Genomic DNA, 12,279 nt, shown 5'->3' with positions numbered 1-12,279 from the left:
ACGGTGACGGCGTCTACACCGCCGACGTGGAGCTGGCCCCCGGCCGCTACATGTACAAGTTCGTCGTCGACGGCAACTGGAAGCAGGACCCGCAGAACCCCGAGGCCGTCGATGACGGCTTCGGCGGCAAGAACTCCGTGATCACCGTGGGCGCGGGCGGTGCCGCCGTCGCGCCGGCGCCCGCTCCCGTGTCCACGCCCACGCCCGCGCCCGCCGCCGGCGGCGCCCCGGTCGACGTCACCTTCACCTACACGCCGGTCATTTCGGGCGTGCAGAACGTGTTCCTGGCCGGTTCGTTCAACGGCTGGAGCGACGCGGCCCTGCGCCTGACCGACCCCGAGAACGACGGCACGTACAGCGCCGTGGTTCCGTTGGCCCCCGGCAACCACCAGTACAAGTTCGTGGTCGACGGCAACTGGCAGCAGGACCCGGGCAACGCCGCGGTCGAGTCCGACGGCTTCGGCGGCAACAACTCCCTGGTGGTGGTCAAGGCGGGGGCGGCGCCCCTGAAGGCGGCCGAATCGGCCGCCGTCCGCGCCGCCACGGGCACCCGCACCGTGCCCTTCAAGTACGCGGCGGGCAAGTCGGCCAAGGACGTGTTCCTGGCCGGCACCTTCAACGACTGGAACGACAGCAAGCAGCGCCTGGCGGACGCCGACGGCGACGGCGTCTGGGAGACCTCGCTGCTGCTGCAGCCCGGCAGCTACCAGTACAAGTTCGTGGTCGACGGCCAGTGGAAGCAGGACCCGGCCAACCCTGAGGGCCGCGACGACGGCTTCGGCGGCCAGAACTCGGTGCTCGAGGTGGACGACAGCTTCTCGGCCGTGGCCATCGCCCGCGGCGACGGCAAGGTCTACACCGACGACCTCGAGCCGGTCTTCGACTACTCGACCTGCAACCCCCTGACCGAGACCGAGATCGAGCTGACCGCCCGCGCGCACCTGAACGACGTGGAGAGCGTAGAGCTGTCCTACCGCGTCGACGGCGGCGACTGGCGGACCGCGCCGATGACCGAGGCCGAGCACGACCCCGCCTACCAGTACTACCGCACACGCGTGACGCTGCCCGGGGCGGACTCCGTCCTGGAGTACGCCGTGCGCTACGCCGACGGCGCGGCGCAGGCCTGGCTGGGCGCGGCCGGCCCGTCGCCGGAGCGGCCCGCGGCGGCCTTTCGCTACACGCGCGCCGTCCACCCGCCGTTTTTGACCCCCGACTGGGCCAAGGACGGCGTGATCTACCAGATCTTCGCCGACCGCTTCCGCAACGGCGACCCCGCCAACGACCCCGACTTCTCGGAGGCCTGGTACCAGGGCGTCAACAAGCTGCCCGCCTCGGGCACGACCAACGGCGAGTACTTCCACCTGGTCGCCGACTGGAACGACGCCTCCGGCCTGGTGCGCAGCCCCTACCGCACCGACGGCAAGCCCGACTACTACTCGTTCTACGGCGGCGACATCGCCGGCGTGCGCGAGAAGCTGGACTACCTGCAGGACCTGGGCGTGACGGTGATCTACTTCAACCCGCTGAACCAGGCGATGAGCAACCACAAGTACGACCCGGTGGACTACAACACGGTCGACCCGCACTTCGCCGACGAGCCGGGCTTCAAGGCCTTCGTGCAGGACGCGCACGGCCGCGGCATCCGCATCGTGGTGGACATGGCCTTCAACCACACCGGCAACTGGCACTACGCCTTCCGCGACGCGGTCGAGAAGGGCAAGGACTCGCCGTACTGGAACTGGTACGAGTTCAAGCGCTGGCCGCTGCCGGCCTCGCGCGACTTCACGGCGGCCGACTACTACGACTGCTGGTGGGGCTTCGGGCTGCACCCGAACCTGAACTGGGACCTCTCGCGCCCCAACAGCGCCGAGAACGGGGTCAGCGACCGCGCGCAGGCCCAGGTCAACCAGCCGCTGGTCGACTACGTGCTGAGCGTCGCGCAGTACTGGCTGGGCGACCTGGACATCGACGGCTTCCGCCTGGACGTGCCCAACGAGGTGCCGTTCTGGTTCTGGGAGGAGTTCAACGCCGCCTGCAAGCGCATCAAGCCGGACAGCTGGCTGGTGGGCGAGATCTGGGGCAACGCCGGCAGCTGGATCGGGCCGCACTGCTTCGACGCCACGATGAACTACAAGTACTTCCGCGACCCCGTGATGGAGTTCTTCGGCCAGAGCCGCATCGACGCCGCGACCTTCGACCAGCGGCTGTCCCCGGGCCGCTTCGTCTACCCGCCGCAGTCGGTGCAGACGATGATGAACCTCATCGACAGCCACGACACCGTGCGCTTCCTGACCACCAGCAAGGACGTCCGCCGCCAGATGCTGGCCGCGATGTTCGCCATGACCTACGTGGGCATGCCGCACATCTGGTACGGCGACGAGATCGGCATGGAGGGGGACAAGGACCCCGACTGCCGCCGCCCCTTCGACTGGCGCTACGAGAACGACCCGCGCAAGGCGAAGCTGCGCGACTACTACGGCACCATCACGCGCTTCCGCCGCGACCACCAGGTGCTCGCGCGCGGCGAGTTCGCGACGCTCGCGGCCGAGGGCCCGCTCTACGCCTTCGCCCGCCGGCTCGGCACCAAGGGCGCCGTCGTGCTGCTGAACAACGGCGCGCAGCCGGTCACCCTGACCCTGACCGCGGCGCAGCTGGCCGCGGCGCTGCCCGCCGACGGCAGCACGGTCTACAAGGTCGTGGCCGGGCCGGACTGGTTCCCGAGCGTCGAGGGCGGGTCGCTGACCAGCGGCCGCACCCTGGACCTCGGCCAGGGCGACGTCGAGGTCACCTTGCCCGCGATGAGCGGGGCGGTGCTGGCGAACTAGGCCCGCGCCCGGACCGACATGGTGAAGCCCGGCGCGTCGGGGGACGCGCCGGGCTTCCTTCATCCGTGCCGCCTTCGCAGCCCGGTCAGGCGTCGTGCGGGTGGGGGCCGTGCCCGTGCCCGCCGCAGGCGTGCGCGGCGTCGAGCTCGCGCAGCGACCCGGCGCGGATCTCCGCCAGCACCTCGCCGACCGTGGCGGCGCTGGGCCGGTAGACCTTGAGGCCCTGGGCGTTGAGCATGTCCAGGGCTCGCCGTCCCATGCCCAGGCACACGAGCGCGTCGAAGCGCTGCCCGTCGAGCTGGCTCAGCGGGTGGCAGGTGCCGTGGGAGTGGTGGGCGTTGGTGTTGCGCAGCACCTCCACCTCGCCGCTCTCGCTGTCGCACAGGGTGAACCAGGGCGCCGAGCCGAAGTGGCCGCACAGCGTGTCGGCCAGGCCGGTGCCCTCGTTGGTGGGGATGCAGACCTTCATGTCAATCCTCCCGTGGTGCGAGCGCGACCAGCAGGGCGTCGCCGCGCAGGATCGCCGCGACCAGGTCCCTTCTCGCGCTCTTCAGAAGCCTCTGGACGGTGCCCCGGGACACGCCCATCCGCTCGCCGGCCGCCGCCTGGTCCAGCCCCTCGAGGTCGCACAGCCGCAGGGCCTCGAACTGGTCCAGCGCCAGCCGCGTCGTGCCCAACTCGTGCATCGGGACTCCCCGGGGCTTGTAGACCCGATCCGCGTCGTAGCGCCGGCAGCAGCGGTGTTTGCAGGGCCGTGGCACAAGTCCTCCTCGTAATGTGCATATGCACAATATAGCCCAGCCCGCCTCCAGTCAACTCGCAATCCCCGCCTGCCCCCCATCGAGACGAGCGTGACAGGGGTGTCCTGAAGGCCTTGAAGCCAGGATGGCGGAAAGGCCGGAAGGCCAAGCGCTCCGGGCACACGAGGTGCCCGGAGCGCGTCCCCTGTCACGCTCGTCTCGATGGAGTTACTTCAGGATTAAAATCGAGTTCTGCCCGCCGAACCCGTCGTCCCTGCCGGTAGGGTTGCTCGGGTCCTGCTCCCAGCGCATGCCCCAGTCGACGGCGTACTTGTACTCGTAGCGGCCGGGCTCGAGGCGGATCTCGATCTCCCAGACGCCGTCGCCGTCGTCGTCCTGCATGGCGCCGAGCTCGTGGTCGAAGCGGCCGGTGCCGCGGGTGCCGCACCAGTCGTTCTCGTCCCAGTTGCCGCAGAGGTTGACGTGCTTGGCCTGGGGCGCCTCGTAGAAGAAGCGGACCAGCCCGTCGTCCAGGCGCTTCGGCGGCGGGACGCGGGTGCGGATCACGCGCATGTAGCCGCAGCCGCCGAGCAGCATCAGGGCGGCCAGGCCCAGGACGGCCAGGCGCAGGGTGGCCGGGCGCAGCAGTCGCGGACGTCGGTGCTTGCTCATCTCACTCCCGTTCCTAGAAGCGCATGTTGGCGCGGATCCCCATGACCTGGACGTCCGCGAGCGCCCGCTCGGCGTCGAGGTTCGTGGTCCCCGCGTGGTCCTGCACGTACTGGCGGCGGTAGCGCCAGCGGCCGATCTCGCGGCCGTCGTAGTCGATGCCGAAGTCGAGCGGGTCCACGCCGTAGAAGAAGGTCACGTCCAGGCGCGGGCTGGGCAGGTACTGCAGGCCGAGCCAGGGCGCGAAGAAATCGTCGTCGCCGCCGCCGACGTCGTCCACGTTGTAGTCGATCCAGCGCAGGTTCAGCAGCGCGTGCATGCGCCGCGAGACCTGCCGGTCGGCGCGCAGGATGCCCTCCAGGGTGTGCCCGTGGATCGACGCGATGTCGTCGTCGGCGTCCGTCCAGGCGCCCTCCAGGTCCCACAGCCCCCAGGTGTCGCCCGGCGTGCCGACGGTGTGGCGGGTCGCCACCGTCCAGACCGTCGCGTCGGCCGTCGCCCCGCCGTCGGGTGCGGCGCGGCCGGCGGCGGCGAAGTCGGCGGTGGCGGCGGAGCGCTGCACCCACAGCAGGTGGCTGCGGTCCTCGGCCTCCTCGCGCCAGGTCAGCTCGGTGTACTCCGTCGTCTGCGAGGGCCGCGCCGCACCGATGCCGATGTAGACGCGGTTGCTGGCGCTGGCCTGGTCCAGGAACAGGAAGCCCGTGGAAACCTCGCCGGGCTGCGCCCCGCTCTCGGACACGTAGGTGTGCTCGACGTTCACCGAGCGGCCGGGCCGCAGGGTCTGCTCGAGCGAGGCGTGCCAGATGCGGAAGGCGCGCGTGGCGAGGTCGACGTCGACCTGGCCGTTGGTGCTGTTGAAACCGGTGCGGTTGCCGGTGACGAAGCGCTCGTCGGCCGCCGCGTACAGCCACTCCAGCTGGGCGCGTCCGCGGCCGCCCGACAGCTCGCGCGTGAGGTCGAAGCCCAGGCGCATGTCGAGGCGGTCCAGCTCGAACCAGTCGCTCGTGTCGCCCGTCCGGTCCAGGTAGCGGTCCAGGGCGGCGATGCCGGTGCCGTCGGGCTGGCCCAGCTGGCTGGTCAGGTCCACCCACACCAGCTCGCGCTGCAGGTACAGCGGGACGCCGAAGGTCAGCCCCAGCGCCCGGTGGGACAGGCGCGAGCCGAAGATGTCGCGGCCGGTGTTGTCGTAGAGGTTGATGTCGTTGTAGTAGTCCGCGTCGTGCACGTCGGCGAAGAAGCCCTCGTACAGCAGGCCGAAGGGGGCGCCGCTGACCACGACGCCGGCGGTGCCCTTGCCCGCCATGAGGTGGTCGTCGAGGATCGTGCCGGGCAGGTCCACGTCGCCGCCGCTGCTCAGGGGATCGCCCAGCTGCAGGGCCTCCATGTCCCAGTAGCCCAGGACCCGGTAGGGCCCGGGGTGGACGTCGACCGCGCCCTCGTCGAGCTGCGCGTGGATGTTGTTCAGCACGACGTTGGTCGTGTTGTCCAGGCGCAGGCGGGTGTAGGCGTCGACGACGTCGCTCACCTTGGTGTCGAAGTTGAGGTCGACGTTCTGCTCGGGGCGCTCCATTCGGAAGCGGGGGTCGCCGTCGCGGTCCTTCCAGGCCAGGTAGCGCCCCAGGTAGCGGCCGCTGTAGGTCAGCTTCGGGTTGAGCGTCGTGGCGGGGGGCGCCTTCGCGGCGGAGGCGGCCACGGCGACCAGCTTGCCGTCGTCGCCCACCTGGATCGCGGAGTTGGTGCCGCCGTAGGAGTCGGGCGTGGAGTCCGGGTTCTCCGCGTCGGCGAACCAGGCGCCGTCCACGACGAACTTGTACTCGTACTTGCCGGGCTTCAGCGCCATGACGATCGACCAGACGCCGCCGCCCTCGTCGGTGAGGGGGTGGCGCTGGGCGTCCCAGCCGTTGAACGAGCCGGCCAGGTTCACCGCACCCGCGCCGGGCGCCTGGTGGGTGAACTTCACGCCGACGGGCACGCTCTTGACGGCCGCGGCCGCCGGCGGGGCGGCGGACAGCAGGGTCGCGAGCAGCAGGACGGCGGCCAGGAGGATCGGATCGTGCTTGCGCATCGTGTGCTCCCTATCGGGTCTCGCCGGCGGCGCCGGCGGGGACAGGCGGCCCGCGGGCCGCGCGGCGTCGGTCAGAACCAGGTCCGGAAGGACATCGCCAGGCGGTCCTTGAACAGCCGGCTGCCGGGGGCGCGGCTGGCGTCCGGATCCACGAAGCCGATGAACCAGTCCGTCCAGACGATGTTGTCGGACTGGCCGGGGTCGCCGTACTCGAAGTAGAACTCGGCGCCGTAGCCGAGGTCGTACTTCAGCTGGGCGAAGGCCGTCTGGCGCGCCTCGACGCTGTCGCGGGCGTCGAGCATGCGCAGGTAGCCCTTCACCTTGTCGGTGATGTTGACGTTCATGTCGAAGCCGTAGGCGCTCGACTCGCGGAAGGTGTCGAAGTCGTGCAGGCGGAACTGCAGGCGGATCTTCGCCAGGAAGTTCTCGACCGACAGCTCGGCGAACAGGTCGGGGTAGGTGGCGTAGGCGTTGACGTCGGAGTCGGCGTCGAAGCCGTGCCAGCGCTTGTAGATGGTCTTGCCCTTGAACCCCTTGATGAACTCGACGTAGACCTCGCCGTACCAGGTCTCGGCCGGGCGCAGGCCGAAGCCGATCTCGTCCGGGACCCGCAGGCGCTCCTTGTCGTAGGCGACCTTGGCGGTGATCGCCTTGCGCGGCACGAAGAAGACGCCCTCGGCGTGCTGGGTGATCCGGTTGTACTTGCGCTCGTCGTCCCAGCGGCCGGAGAGGAAGTCGCGGAAGTTCTCGCCGGCGTCGTGGTACCAGCCGTGCAGGATGAGGTTGCCGACGTGGATGTCGCGCACCTCGGCGCCGAACAGGCGGTTCTGCTCGGTGGAGTGCCCGCTGACGTGCTCCTGGTAGGGCACGCGGCTCACCGCGTACTCCAGCGTCCAGCGCGACTGTTCCAGGTCCAGCGGGCCGAGGTGCAGGCCGTCGGCGACCAGGTCGTGAGGGAAGAAGGCCAGGTCGGCCTCGTAGACCTGGTTGTTCATCAGGCCGAGCCGCGAGGTCGCCAGCGGCGCGCCGGTGTCGGTCCAGTCCTTGCGCAGGAACATCAGGCCGCCCACCAGGCGGTCGCCCCAGGAACGGTTGCGCACGCGCACGATCCAGGAGTCGACGCCGTCGCGCACGTCGCCCTGGCCCCAGTTGTGGGTGCCGCCGTCGTCGCTGTAGATCGCCGTGCCGCCCCAGGTGCCCAGCCAGGGCAGCTTGCGGTCCCAGAACTCGAAGCGCACGCCCTGGGACTGCGGGCCGTAGCTGTCGTTCTTCAGCTTGCCGTCGCTGACCAGGCCGAACAGCGGCTCGTCGTTGATCCAGAAGTGGTTCTGGCGCGAGAAGAGGATCGTCTCGGTGCTCTTGCTGCGGAACTTGATGTGCCCCTCGGCCGCGATCCAGGGCGGCGTGTAGTACTCGACGAACGACGTGCGGTCGTCGTCGCTGTTGGCGTTGACGCGCAGCTTGACGAAGCTCTCGACGCCCTCGCTGGCGTTGTTGAGGAACTTCAGCTCCGCGTAGTGCGAGGGCATCCCGAAGTGCCAGTTGCGGTCGGTGCGGTCGGCGGCGGACCAGATCGAGTAGTACCCCTCGAGCTTCGTCGCCGCCGCGGCGGTCGCCGCGGCGGCGGCCGTCAGGGCCGCCGCCAGCAGCGGGAGCGCGCAGCGTCGCCAGCTTGACTTCACGTCAGTCCCTCACCGTGAAAGAGAGCATGTACACGTTGCCGACGTGCTCGACGGACTCCAGGGCCAGGTCGAGCTGCCAGCGCACGTCCTGCAGGCCGAAACCCATCGTCACCTGGCCGGCGGCGAGGCCGGCACGCAGGGCCAGCGCGTCGAAGAACCAGATCTCGGCGCCGCCGTGCAGCGTCGTGTCGCCCCAGCCGCCCTCGCGGCTGCGCACGTCGCCGCTGACCCGCAGCGTCTCGCGGAACAGGTAGCTGCCGCCCAGGGCGATGGTGCTGTACACGGGGTCGGGGTCGACCGTCGTCTCCAGCAGCTGCAGGTACGGCTCGTTCAGGTTCTGCACCACGCCGCCCAGGGTCCAGGCCCGGCCGCTGTCGTAGAGGAAGCCCAGGTCCACGGCGAAGTCCATGTCGCCGCCGTTGTAGGCGGGGTCGTTCAGCGGCTCGTACCCCGGCGCCGCCAGGCGCAGGACCTTGCCCGTCACGCCGAACGAGAGCCCTTCGATCCATGGGGCGCGCATCGCGCCGGCCAGGGCGTAGGTGTCCTCGTAGAGCAGGTCGTCGATGCCCACGCGGATGATGCCCAGGCCCACCCGCAGGCCGCACAGGTCCGGCGAGGTCACGATCAGGTCGTCGTCGCGGATCCCCTCGGCCGAGTACGCCCAGGCCCGGCAGAGCGTGAGGGAGGTCCGGTCGTCGCGCGACAGGCCCGCGGGATTCCAGAACACCGCGTTGGGGTCGTCGCTCAAGGCCGTGAAGGCCGAGCCCAGCGCCCGCGGCCGCGCGCCCAGGCGGGCGTGGCGGAAGTCGGCGTGGGCCGCCTGGGCGGCGCCGAGCACCAGCAGGAGGGCGAGCAGGGCCCGCCGCGTCGTGGTTCTTCTCATCGGATCACCGCCACGGGATGGTTGCTGCCGATCGTGCGGTTGCCGCCGCCCACCTGGTAGGTGGCCAGCAGGCGCAGCACGTACACGCCGTACGGGACCGGGTCGCCGTTGGCGTCGGTGCCGTCCCAGATCAGGCCGGCGACGCGGCGGGGGCGGCCCTGGGCGTCGTCGTCGCCGGTGTAGGAGACGGTCTCCTGCAGCCGCGTCTTGAGCTTGCCGTCGATGTTGTAGACCTCGAGCGTGATCGAGGCCTCGCGGTCGAGGTAGAAGCTGATCGTGGTCTGGTCGTAGAGCCCGTCGCCGTTGGGCGAGAACGGGTTCGGCGAGATGGTGACGCCGGAGACGACCTCGCCCGTGTCGTAGCCGAGGTCGCGGGCCCAGAACAGGCCGTAGGTCCCGGCGTGGTCGGTGTTGACGGTGACCTCGTTGCCGTCGGGGTTGACGTTGCCGCCGACCAGGACCCAGCGGTTAGCCGCGGCGTGGTACTCGAAGACCGCGACCTGGTCCTCGTCGGCGCCGGCCGGCAGGTCGGATTGCATGTAGTGCAGCGTGAGCGACAGCGGGCCGGGCAGGCGGCCGTCCAGCGGCAGATCCGGCAGCAGGGACCCGGCCGCCCCGCCGAGATCCAGGCGCACCTCGCGGGTCACGCCCAGCGGCCGCGCCTCGGTGGTGGCGGGGGCGGAGCGCACGCCGTCCGGGACCCGTCGCAGTTCCCAGGCGAGTTCCAGGACGCTGGACAGGCTGTCGGCCGTCAGGGTCGAGCCCGTCCCGTCGCGGTAGAGCTCGACGAGCAGGCCGCGCAGGACGTCGTCCAGCACCAGCGTCGAACCTTCCACCTGCCGCAACCGCACCTCGCCCGCGACCAGCGGCGCGAACAGGCGCAGGCTCTCGGCCGTCTGTTCGATCTGCATGGTGGTCACCGGCGAGACGGTGGTCTTGTGCTCGGCGCTGGCGTCGACGGCCTCCACCTGGAACTCCAGGTAGCGCGTGCCGTCGACGGGCGAGAAGACCAGGTTCGCGTCCAGCCAGTCGGCGGGGATGTCGACGCTCCACAGGTCGTCGCCCACGTAGCCCATGGGCGACTCCGCCGACCAGCCGCCGGCGGCGTTGCTCGGGCGGTAGCGGAAGGTGGCGTGGTCGACGGCGTAGTCGTCGCTGATCTCCAGGGTGAAGGCGATCGGCGCGTCGCGCAGCGGCGTGCGGCGCACGACCTCGCCGTAGTCCTTGACGATGCGGATCACCGGCGGGCCGGTGTCCTCGAAGGCGGATATCTCCAGGGAGCAGGCGGCCAGGCCCTGGTTCAGGCGGTCGAGCGCCTCGGGGCGGTCGTAGTCCAGGATCTGCTCCTGGGGCAGGCCCGGCTGGCGGCCGGCGCCCGGGGAGAGCAGCAGGTCCATGACGTTGGCGTCGCGGTCGGTGTAGTGGCCGCCGCCGAAGTTCCACTCGCTGCGCGACTCGTTGACCCAGCGCACGCCGCCCAGGACCTCCTCGCCGCCGAAGTCGTGGCTCGACATCAGCACGGCGATGTTCCAGTTGCGCACGTCGTCGGCGCTGGGGTTGCCCAGGGCCGCCTTGGAGACCAGGGCGGTGATCGTGTTGCGGTCGAAGTCCCCGGAGAACTGCATGTCGACGTCGTTGCGCAGGGCGTTCTCGCGCCAGGCGTCCAGCGAGTTCAGGCCCAGCGAGGGCACCAGCGCCTTGAACCAGCCGTCCATGATCACGGCGTAGTCCCAGGCGTTCCAGGGCTGCAGGTCCAGGCGGCGGTTGGGGAGGCCCGTCGTCGCGCCGCCCGGCGCGCTGTCGATCAGCAGGTCCAGCTTCTGGATGTTCATCTCGCCGTAGGAGGGGTTCCAGTCGGCCATGCCGGGGTCGGCCGGGTTGGGGAAGTCCCCGACGCCGATCTCGAAGGCCAGCATCGCGACCGGCCGCCCGGCCACCACGGCCGTGGTCTCGTACACGTCCAGCGAGCGCAGGTCGAAGGCGCCGGGCACGAAGACGGCGTTGGTCGGGTAGGTGTAGTACTTGAGGGCCTGGTCCGGCTGGTTCGGGCCGTGGTCGTCGCCCTCGGGGTCGAGCGTGCTGCGCAGGATCTCGACCTGGGCGGTGATCAGCACCGGCGCCGCGGCGCGCGTCGCCACGCGGTTGGCGGCGTCGTAGGCCAGCACCGCCAGCTCCCGCTCGCCGCCCGGGCTGCCCGGAGGGACCGTCGCGCGCAGGCTGTAGACGCCGTCGCCCGCGAAGGCGTCGCCGTGGGCGGTCTCGCCGTCGTCGTGCATGCGCGCGAGCGCGGCTCCCGCCGTCGCCGAGAGGTCGGCCAGCACGTCGCCGACGCCGTCGCCGGCGTCCTGCACCCGGGCGGTCAGCACGTAGGGGGAGCCGGCCGCCAGCTCGGCGGGCGCGGCGGCGGCCTCGGTCACCGTCGGCGGCGTGGGGAAGTCGGTCTTCACCACGTAGGTGCGGCCCCAGGCGGAGAGCGTGGTCGGCAGCACCGTCGACTCCCAGTCGCCCGCCTGCGGGTCGAGGTAGTCGAAGTCCAGGTCGAGGGTGGCGTCGGGCGGGACCGAGTCGAAGGCCGAGCGTTTCTGGCCGCCGTCCTCCTGCGTGGCGTAGACCTCGCAGCGCAGCGAATCGGGCGCGCCGCCGAGGGCCGCGAACGGGATGGTGATGCGCACCGCGTCGGCCGTGATCTCGACCCAGCTGTCCTGGATGTTGTTGGTGCCGGGGGAGTCCTCGAAGGTCGCCGTGGCGGTGCTCCAGAACTGCCAGCCCGCGCCGGACGCCTTGCGGAAGTCGCCGTAGTCGTTGGCGGAGTACTTCGAGGTCAGGGCGTAGTCGGGCCGCAGCGCGTGGCCGTAGTTGACGGGCATCACGAAGGGGTCGCTGGCGGCGCCGCCCGCGTCGGCGTTGGTCTCCAGCAGGACGTGCAGCTGGACGCCGGCCCAGTCCGTGACGAAGGGGATCTCCAGCCGCAGCTCGTCCAGCGTGTTGTCCAGCACCACGGCGGTGAGGTCCACCGTGTCGAAGCTGTTGTGGTCCTCCGGCTCGTTCCGCCAGTCGGGGTCCGTCTCGACGGCCACGTCGCGCAGCTGCAGCAGGACCGGTTCGACGGGGAACGACGGCGAGGCGGCGTCGAGCGTCACCACGCCGGCCAGGCCGGAGGGCTGGAAGACGGCGGTGGCCCGGCCGTCGGCGCCGCTCTGCGTCGACGGGGCGGCGAACGCGCCCAGTGTCGCCGGGGAGGCGATGAAGGTCAGCGGGACGCCGGCGTCCGCGGTGGGGTTGCCGTAGGCGTCGATCAGCTGGGCGACGATCGTCGCCGGGACGGCGATGCCGGCGGTGCCCGCCGAGGCGGCGATCCGCCACGACACCGTGACGCCGGGGATCACGACCACCGGCAGCCGCCCGACGGGCCCGT

8 protein-coding genes are annotated in these 12,279 nt (G+C 70.9%); 1 reads left to right on the top strand and 7 read right to left on the bottom strand.

The genetic code is table 11. The features are described 5' to 3' along the window. On the top strand, window positions 1-2,825 hold a 2,825-nt coding region (locus Q7W29_02450), incomplete at its 5' end, for an alpha-amylase family glycosyl hydrolase (protein ID MDO9170672.1). Window positions 2,826-2,910: 85 nt separating this feature from the next. Here Q7W29_02450 and Q7W29_02445 read toward each other — a convergent pair. The 7 genes from Q7W29_02445 to Q7W29_02415 all read right to left on the bottom strand — a co-directional run. Next, entirely contained in the window at window positions 2,911-3,294 is a 384-nt protein-coding gene (locus tag Q7W29_02445; GenBank protein MDO9170671.1) for a NifB/NifX family molybdenum-iron cluster-binding protein, read from the bottom strand. A gap of 1 nt (window position 3,295) precedes the next feature. Continuing rightward, window positions 3,296-3,586 (bottom strand): DUF134 domain-containing protein, encoded by a 291-nt coding sequence (locus Q7W29_02440; protein ID MDO9170670.1) that lies wholly within the window; start codon window positions 3,584-3,586, stop codon window positions 3,296-3,298. Window positions 3,587-3,793: 207 nt separating this feature from the next. After that, window positions 3,794-4,237 carry a glycogen-binding domain-containing protein gene (locus Q7W29_02435; protein MDO9170669.1) on the bottom strand — a complete coding sequence of 148 codons (444 nt, stop codon included), beginning with the start codon at window positions 4,235-4,237 and terminating at the stop codon, window positions 3,794-3,796. 13 nt (window positions 4,238-4,250) lie between these two features. After that, window positions 4,251-6,299 carry a glycogen-binding domain-containing protein gene (locus Q7W29_02430; GenBank protein ID MDO9170668.1) on the bottom strand — a complete coding sequence of 683 codons (2,049 nt, stop codon included), beginning with the start codon at window positions 6,297-6,299 and terminating at the stop codon, window positions 4,251-4,253. A gap of 71 nt (window positions 6,300-6,370) precedes the next feature. Next, window positions 6,371-7,981, bottom strand: coding sequence for a hypothetical protein (locus tag Q7W29_02425; protein ID MDO9170667.1), 1,611 nt, complete (start codon window positions 7,979-7,981; stop codon window positions 6,371-6,373). A gap of 1 nt (window position 7,982) precedes the next feature. Further along, complete coding sequence (traF, locus tag Q7W29_02420; GenBank protein MDO9170666.1) at window positions 7,983-8,864, bottom strand: conjugal transfer protein TraF; 882 nt, start codon at window positions 8,862-8,864, stop codon at window positions 7,983-7,985. Further along, the coding region (locus tag Q7W29_02415; GenBank protein ID MDO9170665.1) for a glucodextranase DOMON-like domain-containing protein at window positions 8,861-12,279 on the bottom strand (3,419 nt) is incomplete at its 5' end. The genes Q7W29_02415 and traF, both read right to left, overlap by 4 nt.

The sequence above is a fragment of the bacterium genome (assembly GCA_030654305.1).
GTDB lineage: Bacteria > Krumholzibacteriota > Krumholzibacteriia > LZORAL124-64-63 > LZORAL124-64-63 > PNOJ01.
Note: the sequence above shows the minus strand (reverse complement) of the source record. Positions and strands in the feature narration are given on the sequence as shown.